The 18,525-nt window shown below is 38.0% G+C and carries 13 protein-coding genes; 4 read left to right on the plus strand and 9 right to left on the minus strand.

Annotated elements, in window-relative coordinates; genetic code table 11:
- Positions 1-16: 16 nt before the first annotated feature.
- Together ACG72T_RS05480 and ACG72T_RS05485 are read left to right on the plus strand one after the other, a co-directional pair.
- Positions 17-691 carry a response regulator transcription factor gene (locus tag ACG72T_RS05480; protein ID WP_395265138.1) on the plus strand — a complete coding sequence of 225 codons (675 nt, stop codon included), beginning with the start codon at positions 17-19 and terminating at the stop codon, positions 689-691.
- A gap of 10 nt (positions 692-701) precedes the next feature.
- The gene (locus tag ACG72T_RS05485) at positions 702-1,694 is read left to right on the plus strand and encodes a sensor histidine kinase (RefSeq protein WP_395265139.1); all 993 of its coding nucleotides are present in this window, start codon (positions 702-704) and stop codon (positions 1,692-1,694) included.
- Between the two features lie 248 nt (positions 1,695-1,942).
- Here ACG72T_RS05485 and ACG72T_RS05490 read toward each other — a convergent pair whose 3' ends face one another.
- From ACG72T_RS05490 to ACG72T_RS05520, 7 genes are all read right to left on the minus strand, one after another.
- Positions 1,943-2,080, minus strand: a complete 138-nt coding sequence (locus ACG72T_RS05490) for a DUF6290 family protein (RefSeq protein WP_395265140.1) — start codon at positions 2,078-2,080, stop codon at positions 1,943-1,945.
- Positions 2,081-2,280: 200 nt separating this feature from the next.
- Positions 2,281-4,317: a heavy metal translocating P-type ATPase gene (locus ACG72T_RS05495; RefSeq protein ID WP_395265141.1), complete on the minus strand. Its 2,037-nt coding sequence runs from the start codon at positions 4,315-4,317 to the stop codon at positions 2,281-2,283.
- A 9-nt stretch (positions 4,318-4,326) separates the two neighbouring features.
- Positions 4,327-4,749, minus strand: coding sequence for a CopY/TcrY family copper transport repressor (locus tag ACG72T_RS05500; protein WP_395265142.1), 423 nt, complete (start codon positions 4,747-4,749; stop codon positions 4,327-4,329).
- A 212-nt stretch (positions 4,750-4,961) separates the two neighbouring features.
- Positions 4,962-7,202 (minus strand): ribonucleoside-triphosphate reductase, adenosylcobalamin-dependent, encoded by a 2,241-nt coding sequence (gene nrdJ / locus ACG72T_RS05505; protein WP_395265143.1) that lies wholly within the window; start codon positions 7,200-7,202, stop codon positions 4,962-4,964.
- A gap of 418 nt (positions 7,203-7,620) precedes the next feature.
- Positions 7,621-8,367, minus strand: coding sequence for a hypothetical protein (locus tag ACG72T_RS05510; RefSeq protein ID WP_395265144.1), 747 nt, complete (start codon positions 8,365-8,367; stop codon positions 7,621-7,623).
- Positions 8,368-8,480: 113 nt separating this feature from the next.
- Positions 8,481-9,794 carry an SLAP domain-containing protein gene (locus ACG72T_RS05515; RefSeq protein ID WP_395265146.1) on the minus strand — a complete coding sequence of 438 codons (1,314 nt, stop codon included), beginning with the start codon at positions 9,792-9,794 and terminating at the stop codon, positions 8,481-8,483.
- A 202-nt stretch (positions 9,795-9,996) separates the two neighbouring features.
- On the minus strand, positions 9,997-13,029 hold the full coding sequence (locus tag ACG72T_RS05520; protein ID WP_395265147.1) for an MMPL family transporter: 3,033 nt from the start codon (positions 13,027-13,029) through the stop codon (positions 9,997-9,999).
- A gap of 238 nt (positions 13,030-13,267) precedes the next feature.
- On the opposite strand from ACG72T_RS05520, the gene ACG72T_RS05525 reads away from it, so the two are divergent.
- Entirely contained in the window at positions 13,268-13,843 is a 576-nt protein-coding gene (locus ACG72T_RS05525) for a TetR/AcrR family transcriptional regulator (RefSeq protein WP_395265148.1), read from the plus strand.
- A 111-nt stretch (positions 13,844-13,954) separates the two neighbouring features.
- Here the strand turns inward: ACG72T_RS05525 and ptsP are convergent, their stop codons facing one another.
- Together ptsP and ACG72T_RS05535 are read right to left on the minus strand one after the other, a co-directional pair.
- Positions 13,955-15,676: a phosphoenolpyruvate--protein phosphotransferase gene (gene ptsP, locus ACG72T_RS05530; protein WP_395265149.1), complete on the minus strand. Its 1,722-nt coding sequence runs from the start codon at positions 15,674-15,676 to the stop codon at positions 13,955-13,957.
- A complete protein-coding gene (locus ACG72T_RS05535) occupies positions 15,676-15,942 on the minus strand; it encodes a phosphocarrier protein HPr (RefSeq protein ID WP_395265150.1) in 267 nt (88 codons plus the stop codon). Before ACG72T_RS05535 ends, ptsP begins: the two co-directional genes overlap by 1 nt.
- A 325-nt stretch (positions 15,943-16,267) precedes the next feature.
- Here ACG72T_RS05535 and ACG72T_RS05540 point away from each other — a divergent pair, with 325 nt between their 5' ends.
- A complete protein-coding gene (locus ACG72T_RS05540; protein ID WP_395265151.1) occupies positions 16,268-18,466 on the plus strand; it encodes an AAA family ATPase in 2,199 nt (732 codons plus the stop codon).
- The last annotated feature ends 59 nt before the right edge of the window (positions 18,467-18,525 follow it).

The raw sequence follows: 18,525 nt of genomic DNA on the forward strand, positions 1-18,525 counted from the left end.
CGGAGGGAATTTTATTATGGCAAAAATTATGATTATTGAAGATGATCCTTCTATCTCTCAATTAATCAGTGAAAATCTTGAAAAGTGGCAAATGAGTTCCTATATCACAAAAGATTTTAATAATATTATTGAACAATTCAATGATTATCAACCTGATTTGGTCTTACTTGATATTAATTTACCTGTTTTCGACGGCTATTACTGGAATCAAGAGATTCGGAAGGTTTCTAAAATCCCAATCATTATTATCTCCTCACGAAATTCCAACATGGACCAGATTATGTCAATGAACATGGGAGCGGATGATTTCGTTGAAAAACCTTTCTCGATCGATATCTTAATCGCCAAAATCAACGCTCTGTTACGTCGGACTTATGATTTTACCAAACGGACTGACGACGTGATCGAACACAATGGTCTCAAACTGAATCTTTCCAGTGGAACGGTTGAAATTGACAATAACAAGATTGACTTATCTAAAAATGAATACAAGCTCTTACAACGTCTATTAAAAGATCAAGGTAAAATCGTCACTCGTGAGCAACTCTTGAACTTCATGTGGGACGATGAGCGATTCGTGGATGATAACACGTTGACTGTCAATATCAATCGCCTGCGCGGCAAAATCGAAAAATACGGCCTAAAGAACTATATCGTCACCAAAGTTGGCCAAGGATATATCATTCCTTAAGAGGTAGCAGATGACATTTCTTAAATATTTACGAGACCACATTTATTCCATTCTGATTGTGTTAATTGGGATGACTTTTATTGAAATTGTTTTTTACTTAGACCCACGAGTCAAATTTCATTCAGGAACATTGATCTACACCTGGATCTTAGCGTTGATCTTTTTAGTTGCTAATTTAGTCATCTCTTACAACCACAAAAAAGCTTGGTATCAACAGCTGAGCGATTATCAAGAGGATCTTTCCAAAGAGCTCAACGGTGCCCGCAACAACGAACAAAAATTCATTCAAACCAAAATTAATAATATTTCTTTAGAATTTAGAAATGAATTGACTCAGCTTTATCAAAATCAAAAAGATCAACGAGAATACACTGAATCTTGGGTCCACGATATCAAAGTGCCACTTTCGGCTTTAAAACTGTCCCAAGACAGTCAACTCGATCCTAATTTGATTGCAGAAGAGATTGACCAAATCGATTATCTCGTCGACCAAGCCCTTTATTTTGCGAGACTGAATAACTTCTCCAACGACTATTTGATTCAAGAACAAAATCTTAACGATATTGTGAAAGCCTGCATCCGAACTAATAAACGGATATTTATCAGTAAGCGGATCGGTATTCACTTCGATATTACCGATCAAAAAATCTTGACCGACGAAAAATGGTTGAGTTTTATCATCAATCAAATTTTATCCAACAGCTTGAAGTACACTGAAACCGGTGGCAAAATCGATATCTTCACGACTAATGAGGATAACAACATCGCCTTGCACATCAAGGACAATGGGATTGGTATCTCTAACCAAGATATCAGTCGAATCTTCAATAAAGGCTTTACTGGTTCAAATGGCCGGACTACTGGCAGTAAGTCAACTGGTATGGGATTATACTTAGCCAAAAAAATGATTGATAAGTTAGGCCATTCAATTGATGTCAAATCCCAACCCGATCAAGGAACGGAAATGATTATCAGCTTTTTGGACTTACCTTATTACAACTAAATCATTTAATTTTTTAACCTCAACACAAATACCCCCCGATTCTAAATTGAATCAGGGGGTATTTACGTTTAAGCATAAAAGGTGTTGCTTATACTTTAAGACAGGAGGTGAACTGATTATCTGCCAAGCTTCAAACGCTCTTAAATTGCTTTTTAGATTCAACAGTATGCCTCCATTTCTTTACGCAATTGTGCTAAGGAAATGTCGTGGCTACAGTTCTTGGAGTTATTCATAGCCTTTTCGTATAGTTAATCGTCCAAATCGTCTTCGATCTTTTCGACCGCTACTGAACGAATAAATGAGGATACACTGATATTTTTAGATTTTGCATAATTTTTAATCAGTTTTTCGTCCTGTCCATCTAAATAGAAAGAAATTACTCCCATGTCTCGTCACCTACCTTATTATCAAATACAGTGTATTATGTCGAATACCTTTTTTCAACCGTTAGCGCTTTCAAACTCTTAAACTATATAACAAGCTTTTTTAATTTATATATTTTGGTAACTATTTATTTTATGTCATTAATACGAAAAAAGATTGCTAAAATTTTAGCAATCTTTTTGATATTTAATACTCATTTTTTTTACATTTTCAGTGTTAAGGCATTAATTGCCACCACTACTGTTGATAAAGACATTACCACTGCTCCAATAGCTGGGCTTAAGACAAATCCTACTCCTGCCATGACACCAGCTGCTAGAGGAATGGCAATGATATTGTAACCAGCTCCCCACCAGAGATTCTCAACTGTTTTCCGGTAAGTGTTCTGTGACAATTTCAAGAACTTGATAATATCGAATGGATCAGAATTGTAAAGTACCACATCAGCCGAATCGATAGCGACGTCAGTACCAGCTCCAATGGCTACACCAATCGTTGCCGCCGCTAAGCTTGGTGCATCATTGATCCCATCTCCGACCATCATCACGTGGTGACCTGCTAGTTCTAATTGCTTAATGACTTGATGTTTATCTTCCGGCAACAATTCTGCCTTAAATTCGTCGATTCCCATCTGTTGAGCCATTATTGCTGCAGCTTCTTTGTTGTCACCGGTCAACATGATTGGAGTGATATGGCGAGACTTCAGATCCTTAATGAACTCGATCGTGTTAGGTTTGATCGTATCCCCTAAGGCAATAAAACCTAGAACTTGTTTATCGTGAAGCAAGTAACTGATAGTATTGCCTTGATCAGAGTAATTTTTAACAAGTTCCTTATCAACAAGAACCCTATTTTCATTTAAATACTTCATATTGACTAAGTAATATTTTTCACCAGCTAAAGTTGCACTCATACCATAACCCTTGAGTGCTTTGACGTTTTCGACTGAAGCTATTGAAACTTGTTTAGTTTGAACGTAATCCAAAACACTTTGTGCAATCGGATGACTCGAACCCTTTTCTATCCCAGCAATAATCGCCAAAAGTTTCTGATCATCTATCGAACTGTCAATACTTTGCAAGCCATTAACAGTAAATTTACCTTCAGTCAAAGTACCCGTTTTATCCATGGCAATATAATCGATTTTTTTACTATTTTCCATCGCTTGATTATCACGGATAATCAAGCCGTTAGTAGCCGCAATTGAAGTACTGCGAGACATCACCAAAGGAATAGCTAGTCCTAAAGCGTGTGGACAAGCGATAACTAATACTGTAACTAACCGGTTCAAGGCTGTATTCATGTTACCGAAGATCAACCAATAAATAAACGATAAGATTCCTGCCGTTAAAGCCGCATAGAAGAGCCAACCAGATACCTTATCAGCCAATTTTTGCGTCTTGGAACGATTATTTTGTGCATCAGATACTAGTTGACTGATCTGTGATAAATAACCCTCAGACGTAGTCTTATCGACTTGTACCTTAATAGTACTGTCACCATTAATGGAACCACCGACAACGGAACTGGCGATAGCTTTTTTGACCGCTTTAGATTCTCCGGTGATCAATGACTCGTTGATATAGCCACTACCAGCCGTAATATGACCATCTAAAGGAATTGACTCGCCGGCTCTGACCTCAATAATGTCACCCTTTTTGACCATTGAAATATCCTGATCAGTAACCTCATTTTCATGAATTAAATGCACTTGATCAGGAACTAGTGAGGCAATTTTTTGTAAGGCATTGCCCGCACTCATCGTCGACTTCATCTCAATCCAGTGTCCCAAAAGCATGATGACGATCAAGGAAGCTAACTCCCAGAAGAAATCCATGATTTTGGTTGTTGAATGCAATAAATCATTCATCACAAAAGCATACAAACTATAAATATAAGCTACACTTATGCCCATAGTAATCAAAGTCATCATGGCTGGCTTTTTCTGAGCTAATTCGCCCTTTGCCCCGGTTAAAAATGGCTTGCCTCCGTAAAAGTAAAGCACACTCGACAAAATCAAAACGATCCAGTCAGACCCAGGAAATTGGAATTGAAATGGTAAGTGAAGTCCCATAAATGGTGACAAAATAAAGACGGGAATCGCTAAAACTAATGAGAGCCAAAATTTTTGTTTTAAGTCACCCATGTCCATCATCTGACCGCCATGCATCATCATATCGTGGCCACTAGACATGTCCATTTTCATATTATCGTGTTTCATATCCATATCTTTCATCATTCACTCACCTCACTTCAAATTAGCTTCCAAACAATCACAGTCAACTTCTTTAGGAGCCGTCTTGGCTTTCTGGTTCAAAGTCTGTAGCAATGTGGCAATGTCAGTTTGTGAGATTGCTGAATTTTCAATCAAATCATTGATGGCATGCCCTTTTTGCATACAACAGAGATTATCAAAAAGTTCATTGACACTCTCGTGGATCGCCTGTTCTTCACCAATCAGGGGTTGATAAATATAGGGACGTTTTGTTTCATCGGCTTGAAGAAAATGCTTCTTTTGGAGACGAATCATCAAAGTTTTGACTGTCGCAGCTTTCCAACCAGTTTTACGCTCCAAGATCTCGATGATTTGCTTACTTGAAGCCTGACCTAAAGTCCAAATAATTCTCATAACTTGCCACTCTGCATGACTCATCGTTGTAATTTCTGTCAAAACTTGGTCCTCCATTCAGTTTACATTTGTAATCTCTTAACAAACTACAGTTTACAACTGTAAACATAAACTGTAAAGTTTAAGCTCTTTTACATTGACCAAAAGTGAAATATTAACAACTCAAATTTTTTCCAAAAAAAAATCCTCTGATCTTTTTTTGATCAGGGGATTTAAGTATCTTAAAGGCTAATCTTATAGCCGATTTATTATTTCTATCTAATTGGACATGCTCCACCAGCACAATCTGATTGATCGACCAATTCGATATCTTTCTTATCGTGATTGTCATTTTGTTGAGCAAAGACAGCTGCAACATTCTCATTAACTTCTGCTTCACGTTTTTGGTAAAGCTTCTTGTCGATTGGTTGCTTTGGAGCTTGCTTGAAGTCAGCACCACTATAAGGCAACAGTGAAGTCGATTTCGTCAAATGTCTATATTGGTACATCAATGGAGCAATTTGATCAGCTTCGCTTGGTTGGAAAGTAATCGTACAACTAACAGCATTATCAGACCAATATGTTTGTAAGAAAGCTTGAGTAGCAAATTGTTCAGCAATTGAAACTGAACCGGCAGAAGCAAAGTTTGGATTGTCGGCGTTGACAGCTTTAACTGGGAACTCGACGCACATTGTATGTTTCGTATAAACGTCAGGTTCGATCTTGTATCCACAAGCCTTTAGAGCTGGCAATAATGGATCAGAATCTTGGAATCTGATACGTTGAATTAAGTAACCTGCATAGTGGAAATGCATACCTTCAGAAACCCCAGCCAACTTAGCAACAGTACCTGAAGGTTTAACTGTTGTATGTTTGATTGATGGTTTGCATCCTAAAACTTGTGAGTACTCCTTGTCAGCTTCAACGACTGTCTTGTACAAGTCATCGAATTTCTTCACAACACGTTGATCGTAAATTGGCTTTTGGACTGTTTCTCCTGTTTCAGGATCAGTGGTAGGTTCAAAACCGGTCACAACACGATTACCGAATGTAGTCAAAATCCAGTCTTGAATACCAGACATTGACACTCCGATTCGACGATTCTTTTGAATAACATTACGAGAAACTTCCCAATCGTAATTGCTGAAAGTAACACGCTTAGTATAACGGGCAGCTAACGTAAAGGCTTCCTCTAAACTCCAGCCTTGCTCAGTGGCAATCAATGGAAAGACTTCAAATAAGTTGCATGGTTCACCATTGCTCAAAGAAATTTCCCCACATGGATTAGTTCCTTCAACACCTTCATCGATTCCTGGTTGATAACCGTCGATGGCACGACCATAGTTCTTGGATAATTCCAAGTTCACAATACCAGGTTCACCATTGTGAGTAATGGAGTCGGCAATTGGTGCATAGCGTTTGAATTCAGAATCAACTGCCACACTGTTATTAGAAGCCCAACGGTGATGGTAGAGTTTCTTTTGATCTTGTTTCATAGTAATGAAGTCGTCATCAGTTGCACCGCCCAAAGCTAATTCTGCTGAACGACGAACATTTCCGGCTACGACCGTCTTACCGATCAAGTTACCCATATCGGTACAGTCAACCGAAGTCAACTTGCGTCCAACCGCATTATTCAATACTTCGTTAATATCGAAAAACATTTCAATCAATGGTATGGGACCGGAAGCAGTTCCACCAAAACCTTTGATTTTTTCGCCTTTAGCACGGATATCAGTAATATCAAGAACGACTTGATCAAGTCCATCGTTAGTGTCAGCAAAGTGAGCATCGATCATATTAGCATTTCCGATGACCCAACCTTCACGGGTATCAGGAATTTCATAATGACGTGTAGCAGAAATGTCATTTTCAGCCAACCAATCGTCACGATCAACTGCACCAGCTTCGATAGAGTCTTTATAAGAGGCACTCTCTTTACCAATGATTACAGTTAAATCGACTTTATTATCAACCTCAGGCATTAACTTCATGTTGCTAGGAACAACAGAGAAACCAACGCCGCCACCCTTCATCAATTGATCAAACATGAAGGAGAATGGCATTGAAACTGCGAGTTGATCCTTTTGCAAATAATCTGGCACGATATGGCTTTCACCATACTTTTGAGGACGAATAGCCACGAACCAACAGTTATTCAAAGCATCCCCGTTGCGATGTTGATATTCTGTTCCTGAGATCCACAGATTTCGACCTGATGGTGTAGCTGCCAAGCCATAGACCAATTTGTATAATTGTTGAGCTTCTTTAACTAATCCGGCATATTCTTCATCAGTTAAATCGTCTTTTTTCAAACGAGGGTCAAGATTAATATTTCCTTCGATAACACGCTTTACAGTTTCTGACCAGTTCTCAGTTCGACCCAGTTCAGGAATCCAACGGGCATATGTTCGTTTATAGGTGACCCAACCTAGTTCACCCCAGTGGGGTTTAATTGTTTTTTTAACATTTTCGATAAATTCATCTGACAAAATAACTTTATTAATAACGTCCATTACTGATCACTCCACATAATTAAGATAACACAATATATAGTACCCTCAAAAATAAAAAATAACAAGATATAGTAGTTAATTATTACCATTGACATTTAGTAATTATTAGCAATCCTTGTTATTTCTGTAATTTTAGATTTATAAATCGATTAAATTTTTAAGCGAGTAAAACAAATTGCAACTACTATTTTAGCCCCCATTTTGAAGACTAAGCAATGATTATTTTAATTTAAACTTCCGAGTAAATTTCAAGTGGGTAAATGAAAATTTTTATCTTGACACGAACATATGGTTGTCAGATCAGGTGTTCCACAAGAAAAATTATTTTTAATTATAAAAAAATCTGACGAATTGTCACCTTTCGTCAGACCTATACCAATTCTATTTATTCAGAGCATTTCTCCCAAGTAATAAATCATTAAAAATTATTTAAGCGTTCAGTGATCCGTTTTAAGTTGGGATATTTTTTGAGATTACCTTTTAGAAAAGCGGGATTATTCAAGCGATAAGTTTTTGATTCTTGAGTCCAATACGTTACTTGTGGATTATTGATCACAAAGAAATTCTTTCGGCTTAGGCCAAAGTGCTGATACATCTTCTTTTGATTTTCATTCTCAGCTCGAAAACGATTCAAGCCAATAATTATTTTTTGGCCAATTTGAGGCATCGGGATACTTGGATCACTGGCTCGAATAATCGTATTAGGATCATCAAAGCCAAAATCTTTCGTAGTATCTTTATCCGTAAACACATTTACGTAATCTTTAACTCGAGCTAGACCACCGGAAAATTCCGTTTTGATAGTTTTACCTTGCCAAGATTTATCGCCAGAAATTACTTTTTCAATATAAATCGTGGCTTTGGTCTCGGTGACTAAGCGTCCTAACTCGGGCTGTAAATTAACCACTTGAGCTTTTACAAGCAATTGATTGCCAGCTGTCAAACGCTGCCAGGACATACTAGAGTCATCATATGCAGGCGGAATAGTTGGCGTCTGATCGGATATTTTCTTATCTAAGTCGACAGCTTGACGTAATCGTCTATTCCACTTAGTTTTGTTCTGACGAATTGTTTTGACTGCAGGTGCACTAGATGGTGACTGATTAGTACAGGAGCTTAATGATAACAACATTACTCCCATTATCAGCCAAATTATTTTTTTCATCGCTAGGTTCATTTCCCTTCAGTCATTTTTCTTACCTAGCGTACTATACCACAACAAAAAAGCGAGTCGCTCAATCTTTTCTCAAAAGATCGAATTACTCGCTTGGTGACTAATTATTTCGTTAGATTACTTGCTTTAACCCATTCATTAGTTGCTACTTGGTAATAAGTTTCACCATTAAGTGTCATCTTATTAGCAGTCTTCCATGATGAATTTGGTCCTAAAGCACGATCAGAAATAGCTGTACCATCTTTAGTATATAGTTGAGCCACAGTTGAACCAATAGTTACAACACCAACTGCTGGTTTAACGTTTGAATCATTATTAGTTGTTTGACCAACTACGGTAACAGTACTTGCGTCAACCCATTCATTAGTTGCTACTTGATAATATGTCTTGCCATTTAAGACCATCTTATTAGCTGTACGCCAGCTTGTGTTTGGTCCCAATCCACGGCCGGAAAGTTCCTTACCATTCTTGTCATAAAGTTTAGCAACTGAACCACTTGTTGCTACTACATTTGAGAATGGTGTGACTGTATTGTTAGTAGCTGTAACATCATTGGCATTGACCCACTCGTTAGAAGCAACTTTGTAGTAAGTTTGACCATTGATTACTTTAGTACCAAAAGTCTTCCATGAGCTGTTTGCTGCTAATGTACGTCCACTGATGACATTTCCATAAATGGTATATAACTGTGCAGTTTTATCGTTAACTGTTACAACACCAGTAGCTGTTTCACCAGAATCAGCTTTTGTAACGGTGATAAATTGAGTATTGTTATCGCTTTGAAGTGTGATGCTATTTGAATCGATCTTGTAACCAACTGGAATTTGAGCTTGAGTTAATTCGACCTTATCACCGACCTTGTCGCCAAATACTTCCGTACGATCGACTTCTGAATTATCAGCAGTCTTAAAGATCAATGTATTAAAGACTTTTCTATTTACAGCAACATTATATTCTTTGCCTTGTTCCAAAGTAATTGTTTGTTCTGAATCATTGACCCAACTACAACCGGCAGGAATATCTGTCAACTTATAAGTGTTACCAACACCGCCGTTAACAACTTCTGAATCCACTATTTTATTATTTTGATCGACATAGTTAACTTTGACTGAAATCATTTGATTAACAATAGCTTTTACTGTAGAACCATCTGCACCAAAAACGGCTTTGTTATTAGTTGGAATAGCATAACCATCTGGAGCATAATTGATAGCTGATCCTTGAGCACCTTGCAAGCTTTGGCTACGAATAAAATCACCATTTTGATCATAGAACGAAACGGTATTCGTTACATTCGTTGTTGCTTGAGTAGTCGCGGTATTGTCAGCATGGACAGTAGTTGGTGTTGTCACTGTTGCACCCAAGACCATCCCAGAAACTAGTAATCCACTGAATAATAATGATGTACTCTTTTTCAAAATAATCCCTCCATAAATTATTTGGTCCAACTAAATTATATTCTCTTTAAAAAGATTGTCCTGATATCGAATAATTCTTAAAAATAATTTAAACACAAAAAACCAGTGAGCCAATCATCTTTAATGATCGACGCACTGGTTTTATTGGTCGTTGTGAATCAGACAAAACTCTTATCTAACTCTCAAAACGTATTAATTTCATTTATGCTTCTGAATCAGCTGCACTTTTGGCCTCATCAGTTTTTTTCTTCTTCGAACCGGTTGGTCTCTTTCCTTCGAGCATCCGCTTCTCGTGCCATTCATTCAAACTTATCAGTGACGATAAAGTTAGTGGTAGGAAGATAACTAAGATTATCAAACCAAAGATAACGCCTAAAGCAACTTGAATCAAGGTTGTAACACCTGACGGAATCAAGGCGGCAAAGGTACCACTCAAGATAATAGCGGCGGAAATAACTACTGTACCGATAGCGGTGGCAGCGTTCAACATCCGTTCTTTGAGATCAGGCATTGGTTCATCCTTAAATCTGACCATCAAGAAGATACTGTAATCGACACCTAAAGCCATTAACATAATGAAAGTAAAGAATGGCGTATTCCAACTTAACAAGTTATCACCTAGAACCATCTTCGAGAAGATACGGGTGATACCCATTGACATCTCATAAGCTAACAATAAAGTTCCAATGATCGTCAATGGTTGCAAGATGGACTCAGTAACTACGATCAAGGCAATTCCGATACCGATTGTCATGATAGTTGCTGTCCGTCCAAAGTCACCATTAGCCAAAGTTCTCAAGTCATTATTTTGGGAAGTTTGTCCACCAACGGCAACTTTAGCATTCTTCAATGGACCATGTTTCAACTTGGAATTCATATCAGCTTCCAAAGTCTTAAGTTGCTTAGAAGTAGTATCACTATTTGGATCACCTTTGAAGACTACAGTCAATGATGCAATCTTACGGTTCTTATCCATATAAGCATCTAGTGCTGGTTTAAAGGCACTGCTCTTGATAGTGGATTTTGGTAGATAGAAAGTATCGCCAACGTATGATGTACGTAAACCATCAAGATAACTCTTCATCGTTGAATTACCTTGAGCTAAAGTATCTAATCCATCATTAGCTGAAGATAGTCCTGATTCGAGTTCAGTAACTTGGGAAGCCATTTGTTGCAATTGGGTATTCATCTGTTGAACACCACTATTAACAGTTGAAGCACCGCTGGCTACACTTTGACCACCACTGGTTAAAGTAGAACTCGTTCCAACCAGCGTATTGGTACCATTAGCCAACGTGGACATTCCAGAAGTTAAAGTTGGAATTTGTCCTTGTAATTGCGACATCCCTGCTGAAAGAGCTGATGAACCAGTACTCAATTGGCCAATTGCTCCTTGCAACTGAGCCATTTCACCAGCAGCAGCGGACGTATTTTGACCAGATGCTTGCATCAAAGTTAATAATTGTGTTGCTTGACCTGATAAGGCATTAACTTGTGATTGCAATTGCGACATACCGGAAGCTAATTGTGCTGAACTGCTGCTTAACGTAGATACTCCACTTGTTAGAGCTGGCAACTGACTATTAGCACTCTGTAGACCGCTATTGACGCTTGAGACTCCTGAAGTATATTGATCGATCCCACTTGATAATTGTTGGGCACCGCTTTGTAATTGACTAGTACCATCAGCTAATTCTTGAACTTGAGCAGTGCTGCCAGAAATATTGGCACTTTGCAATTGTTGACTAGCTGAATTTAAACCGGACTTAATTTGTTCAAGTCCCTTCGTAGAAGTCGTTAAACCATTAGTAATACTTACTAATTGGTTCTTCAAATACATACTCTTAATTTTAGAACCACCTGGTTCAGTAGCTGAGGTTACTGTCTTAACGCCAGGTTCTTTTTGAAGATAGGTCGTTAAATCGTCAATCGTAGCTAAACGTTCTTGTGACGTCATCTTCTGGTTACTCTCAATATAAATCGTAGCCGGAGCTGACATACCTTTACTAAAACGATCTTGAATAATTTCATAACCCGCTTTAGCTTGATAAGAATTTGGAACTTCATCAGCGTTGTTAAAATTCAATTTAGAATTATTGTTGATGAAGAATGGTACGGCCACAATCGCAATGATACCTAGTATCACAACTGGATAGGCCAAGGCTGAACGTGACAAGCCATACCAGATACGACTCTTGCCGCTACCGGCACTAACCTTGCTAGGCCAAAACATCTTCTCACCTAAAGTTTGCATAAAGAACATGTTCAAGGTCAACAGAACGGCTAACAAAATCAAGATACCGATGGCTACACCTACGGCACTCTGATAGAAAGAAAACTTAGCTAGAGCAAGTACGGAGAATCCGATCAATACGGAAACACCACTGTAAAGGATCGTCCGACCACCATGGATCTGGGCATCATGTGACGCTTCTTTAGCCGACAGTCCCCGAGCCAACGCTCCTTTAAAGTAGTTGTAGAGCAGGATATTATAGTCAGTCCCAATACCAAACAGAACTACGACTAAGAAAACTTGAGTAAAGTTAGAGATTGGGAAATTGACCTTCTGGGCTAAGTTCATCACGATACTTAACGATGTGACGAATGCGACCCCGACATTGAGCAAAGAAATCAGTGGCACAATTGGGGATTTGAAAACTAAAATTAAAACAATGAAAATAAAGATGATTGCAATAATTTCCGTCTTTTGAATCCCCTTTTCAGTGACCGTTGAAAAGGCATCATTCAATGCATCGACCCCGGTGACATAAGTACTGATCCCCGAAATCTTCAATTGTCGTTGTAATTCATTAACTTGTTGACCAACGTAATTATTCTTCTTAACTGTTACTTGGGCTAATTGCGTCGTTTTATCCTTAGCAATCAATTGCTTTTTAGTTTCAGCATTATCGCTAGGACCCATGACGTTAGTAATTTTAAGAATTTTCTTGTTGGATAATTCATTTAAACTGTCATCAATTTTCTGAGATTGCGATGACGACAATTTACCAGCATTATTGTTCTTAAAGACTACCGTATAAGTCCGCACCGACTTATTACCGTTAGCCTTTTTCTCTATATTGGCAGCACGTTGGCTTTCAGTATAGCTTGGCAAAGTGAAATTCCCTTTGTTCCGGACCAATTGCGAAACATTAGGCATTGCCACTAATGCTATCAATACGACCACGATCCAGCCAATCAGAGCTGATATATATCTACTCAACTTTTTCTGCATAATCTAATCTCCTTAATTGAAATATCACACAAAATAAACAATAGTTTTCTGAAAATACATTCTCCATAATAAAATCAATAATTCTTTTATACAAGAGACAATTATTATATATTAGCTTATATTTAGACAAAAGAGACTATATGTAAAATATTAGACAAATATTTTTAATTAAAACTATTTTTCATATGCTAGAATTAGGAATGTATTCATATATCAAAGTTACAGGGGGAGAACCAATATGAAAATCGATGTTGCTAAACATCTGACGCTCGGTGCCAAACGAACCCTTAAAGCTTTCCGACAAGCGATGTTCGATACTTTAAGCGAAAAAGAATTCGATAAGATAACCGTTAACGATATTTGCGAAAAGAGCGAATATCCACGGGCAACTTTTTATAATTACTTCGATGATAAAATGGATCTCTTACACTACCTTTGGACTCATATCAGTAAGGAGATCCTCCAAACAGTTCCACCAGTAGAGAGTAACGAAGAAGGCTTGATCAAAACTTTTAACAGCCTTCTAAGCTTCTTTAATGATAATCGACAACTCTTCACCAATATCAAACAAAATAACGGAGTTGATTCCCATTTATGGCGAAATATGGCTGGATACCTCAAAGAAGAAGCTAATCAAATCGTTTTTATTAACTATTCTTCACAAGGCAACTGTAAAGTTCCGCGAAAACTGCTGGCTAACTTTTACAGCGATATTATTATCGTCATGCTCGAGTGGTGTCTTTTCGAAGATCCAGAAACTACCTCCAAAGATGCAGATCAATATTTAACTGCTCTTTTACACGGTGGCCTATAAAAAAATCACTACTTATTTCTGCAACAAAAAAAGTATCCTCTGAGTCCATCTGGATTCAGGGGATACTTTTTTAATTTGAAAGTTGAACGTTTAGGTTCACTCTCAGCTTTATTATTTGTTTATGTATTCTTCAACAAGTTTCTTATTATCTTCGTTAGTAATTGACTCGTTAACAGCAAGGTCAGCTAGTGTAGCGAGGTCTTCGGTACTCAATTTCTTCATCAAACTTCTAACACGTAGAACTGATGTTGCACTCATTGAATATTCATCAAGACCCATGCTCAAAAGCAATGGAACCATAGTATTATCACCAGCTGCTTCACCACACATACCAGCCCACTTGCCTTCTTTATGAGCTGATTCAATAACGTGTTTGATCAATCTTAAAATTGATGGGTTATATGGTTGATAGAGATATGAAACATGTTCATTACCACGATCAGCGGCCATTGTGTATTGAATCAAATCATTTGTACCAATACTAAAGAAGTCAACTTCTTTGGCAAATTGGTCAGCAAGAACAGCAGCGGCAGGAACTTCCATCATCATTCCTAATTGAATGTTGTCGGAAACTTCAACACCGTCTTTAACTAACTTAGCCTTTTCTTCTTCAAAGATCTTCTTTGCAGATCTAAATTCTTGCAAAGTACCGATCATTGGGAACATGATACGTAATTGACCAAAAGCTGAAGCACGAAGCAAAGCTCTTAGTTGTGTTCTGAAGATCTCTTGTCTATCCAAACTAATACGGATAGCACGATAACCTAAGAATGGGTTCATTTCTTCAGGAAGTGGCAAGTATGGTAAATGCTTGTCGCCACCGATGTCCATTGTACGAACAACAACTGGCTTACCCTTCATACCTTCAAGAACTTTCTTATAGGCCTTGAATTGATCATCTTCTGTTGGAAGACTATCTGATTGCATGTACAAGAATTCTGTACGATAAAGGCCAATACCTTCGGCACCATTATCAATAACCCCTTGAAGGTCATCTGGTGTACCGATATTTGCGGCAATATCAAAGTGCTTGCCATCAGCAGTAACTGTGGCTTCGTTCTTTAATTTTTCCCATTCAGCCTTTTCAGCTGCAAAGTTTGTAGCTAGTTCTTGGTAATGTTTGATATCTTCATCAGAAGGATCAACGACAGCAGCACCGTTCAAACCATCAACGATAACTGTATCGCCTTCTTTAACATCACTAGTAATAGTATCTGTACCAACAACAGCTGGCAATTCAAGTGAACGTGCCATGATAGCTGAGTGAGCTGTACGTCCACCGATATCAGTAACAAATCCCTTAACGAAACTATTTAGTTGTGCTGTATCACTTGGTGTCAAATCATGTGCAACAATAACGACATCATGGTCGATCAATGCTGGATTTGGAAGTGATACCCCTAGCAAGTGGGCCATAACACGTTTTGTAACATCACGTACATCGGCTGCTCTCTCTTGCATATATGGGTTGTCTGTCATTCCTTCAAAAATAGAAATGAAGTTGTCTGAAACATCGTGCAATGCTTGTTCAGCATTAACACTATTGTTTTTAACTTCTTGTTCAACTGCACCCGTAAATTCTGGATCAGCCAAAATCATCTTGTGAGCATCAAAAACTTGAGCTTCTTCTTCACCGAGAGATTCTTTAGCGATATCTCTGATCTTTGTTAATTCGTCATCTGATGTTGAAATAGCATCTTTAAGACGGCTAACTTCGGCATCAGCATCTGAAATACTCTTTTTTGTGAAAGACAAATCTGGTTGAACTAAAAGGTATGCTTCTGCAGTAGCGATACCATCACTAGCTGCAATTCCCTTAATAGTCTTAACCATTATTCTGCCAAACCTTCTTTTGTCATAGTGTCTGAAATAGCAACGATAGCTTCTGAAGCGTCATCGCCATCAGCAGTAATAGTAACGTCAGCACCTTGGCCAACACCAAGTGACATAACACCCATGATTGACTTCAAGTTTACTGATTTACCTGAGAATTCAATGTTGATATCTGAACTGAATTTACTTGCTGTTTGTACCAACATAGTAGCTGGACGTGCGTGGATACCTGTTTCTGCAATAATGTGAAAATCTTTCTTTTCCATAATAATACCTCACCATATAATTATAAAATTCTGTAGTAAAACTACAAATATTCACTAATTAATTTACCATTATCTATTAATTTTCACAAGTGCTTTGAACTAAAAATATTCAAATAAGCCAAGTACGATAAGACGTTTAACGCTTACATCGCTACAGCCTGAAAGCGTTTATATTACAATGCTTTTTCACAGAGATTTGAAAGAAATTTTTTTAAAATTTTTAAAAAAGACAAAAATTCAATTTTCAAGACTTAGCACTTGCATTACTCGAGTGCTAATTATATACTACCGTTGTATCCTGTAATAAAGGAAAGGTGGGGTGCGAATGTTATGTCAGAATTGTCATAAAAATGAAGCTACAATTCATCTATACACTAGTGTTAATGGTCAAAGAACAGAAATTAACCTCTGCCAAGACTGTTATCAAAAATTAAGAAATCAAGCTAACGAAGGTATGAATAATATGGCACAAAATCCAAACGGCGGATTTTCTAGTTTTGAAGACTTGTTCAACGCCTTGAATGGTGGACAACAACCAAATGCTTTCCAACAACAAGGTCCCCAAACTCAAACCGGCAATGGTGGCGGTAATGGTCGCAGACCTAGAGGTAACGGAGTCTTAGATCAATATGGCGTTGATTTGACTGCTCTTGCTAAAAAGGGCCAAATCGATCCTGTTATTGGTCGTGACAAGGAAATTAGTCGTGTAATAGAAATACTTAATAGAAGAACAAAAAACAATCCAGTTTTAATTGGTGAAGCTGGTGTTGGTAAAACAGCTGTTGTTGAAGGTCTTGCTCAAAAGATCGTTGATGGCGATGTTCCAGAAAAACTGCAGCACAAACGGGTCATCCGTTTGGATGTAGTCTCACTGGTTCAAGGAACTGGCGTACGTGGACAATTTGAGCAAAGAATGCAACAGTTGATCAATGAATTACAAAAAGAAACAGATATCATCCTATTTATAGATGAAATTCATGAAATTGTTGGAGCCGGTAATGCGGAAGGCGGCATGGACGCAGGTAACGTTTTGAAACCTGCCCTAGCTCGTGGCGAACTTCAACTTGTCGGTGCAACAACTTTGAATGAATACCGCACAATTGAAAAAGACTCAGCTTTGGAACGTCGTCTACAACCTGTCCAAGTTAATGAACCAACCGTTGAGGAGACTGTCCAAATTCTCAAGGGTCTTCAACCTAAATATGAAGATTATCATCATGTAAAATATTCTAATGAAGCAATTAAAGCTGCAGCTGAATTATCAGCACGTTATATTCAAGATCGCTTCTTACCTGATAAAGCCATTGACTTGATCGATGAAGCTGGTTCTAAAAAGAATTTGCAGATCAATCACGTTGATATGGCCGATTTAGATAATAAGATCTCTGATGCTGAAGTTCAAAAACAAGCTGCCCTACGCAATGAAGATTACGAAAAAGCAGCTTACTATCGTGATCAAGTAACTAAATATCAGAACATGAAGAACGACAATAAAGACGAACCTGCGGGTCAAAATATTGTCACAGATAAAGAAATTGAAAAGATTATCGAAGAGAAGACTAACATCCCTGTAGGTGAACTTCAATCGAATGAACAAGCTCAACTAAAAAACTTGGAATCCGATTTAAAGGGCCACATTATTGGACAAGATAAAGCTGTTGCTGATGTTGCCAGAGCCATTCGTCGTAACAGAGTTGGTTTTAACAAGTCTGGTCGTCCAATTGGTTCCTTCCTATTCGTTGGACCTACTGGTGTTGGTAAAACAGAACTAGCTAAACAATTAGAACGAGAACTATTTGGTTCAGAGGACTCGATGATCAGATTCGATATGTCTGAATACATGGAAAAGCATTCAGTTTCTAAGTTGATCGGTTCGCCTCCAGGGTATGTTGGTTATGAAGAAGCTGGACAATTGACTGAACAAGTTCGTCGTAATCCATATAGCCTAGTACTCTTGGATGAAATTGAAAAAGCTCATCCCGATGTTATGCATATGTTCTTGCAAATTCTTGATGATGGACGTTTGACAGATTCTCAAGGTCGGACTGTAAGTTTCAAGGATACGATCATTATTATGACTTCAAATGCTGGACAAGGTTTGCAGGAAGCTAATGTCGGTTTCGGTGCTGAAGCAAGTGGTACCACGAACTCGATCTTGAATCGCTTGTCAGAATTCTTCAAACCAGAATTCTTGAATAGATTCGATGGTATTGTCGAGTTCAACTCATTAACGAAGGATAATCTCCTGAAGATCGTTGATTTGATGTTAGACGATACCAATAAGATGATTGCTGATCAAGGCTTAAGTATCCACGTAACTAAGGATGCCAAAGATAAATTGGTTGACCTCGGTTATAATCCAAAAATGGGTGCCCGTCCACTCCGTCGTGTGATTGAAGAGCAGATTGAAGACAAAGTAGCTGATTACTTCTTAGATCATCCTAAGGATAAACAGCTAGAGGCACACCTTGATAAAGACGAAATTAAAGTTTCTAAGTATAGTGCACCTGATACTGAAGAATAATTAGTGGTGCAAAGACAAAGGTTCCTAGTAATCAATTAATGATTACTAGGAGCCTTTTT

Source organism: Companilactobacillus sp. FL22-1 (genome assembly GCF_043951805.1).
GTDB lineage: Bacteria > Bacillota > Bacilli > Lactobacillales > Lactobacillaceae > Companilactobacillus.

Excerpts from the sequence above, each read along its gene's own strand:
- ACG72T_RS05480 (WP_395265138.1), top strand. The coding sequence starts at position 17 with ATGGCAAAAATTATGATTATTGAAGATGATCCTTCTATCTCTCAATTA.
- ACG72T_RS05485 (WP_395265139.1), top strand. The coding sequence starts at position 702 with ATGACATTTCTTAAATATTTACGAGACCACATTTATTCCATTCTGATT.
- ACG72T_RS05490 (WP_395265140.1), bottom strand. The coding sequence starts at position 2,080 with ATGGGAGTAATTTCTTTCTATTTAGATGGACAGGACGAAAAACTGATT.
- ACG72T_RS05495 (WP_395265141.1), bottom strand. The coding sequence starts at position 4,317 with ATGATGAAAGATATGGATATGAAACACGATAATATGAAAATGGACATG.
- nrdJ (WP_395265143.1), bottom strand. The coding sequence starts at position 7,202 with ATGGACGTTATTAATAAAGTTATTTTGTCAGATGAATTTATCGAAAAT.
- ACG72T_RS05510 (WP_395265144.1), bottom strand. The coding sequence starts at position 8,367 with ATGAAAAAAATAATTTGGCTGATAATGGGAGTAATGTTGTTATCATTA.
- ACG72T_RS05520 (WP_395265147.1), bottom strand. The coding sequence starts at position 13,029 with ATGCAGAAAAAGTTGAGTAGATATATATCAGCTCTGATTGGCTGGATC.
- ACG72T_RS05525 (WP_395265148.1), top strand. The coding sequence starts at position 13,268 with ATGAAAATCGATGTTGCTAAACATCTGACGCTCGGTGCCAAACGAACC.
- ptsP (WP_395265149.1), bottom strand. The coding sequence starts at position 15,676 with ATGGTTAAGACTATTAAGGGAATTGCAGCTAGTGATGGTATCGCTACT.
- ACG72T_RS05535 (WP_395265150.1), bottom strand. The coding sequence starts at position 15,942 with ATGGAAAAGAAAGATTTTCACATTATTGCAGAAACAGGTATCCACGCA.
- ACG72T_RS05540 (WP_395265151.1), top strand. The coding sequence starts at position 16,268 with ATGTTATGTCAGAATTGTCATAAAAATGAAGCTACAATTCATCTATAC.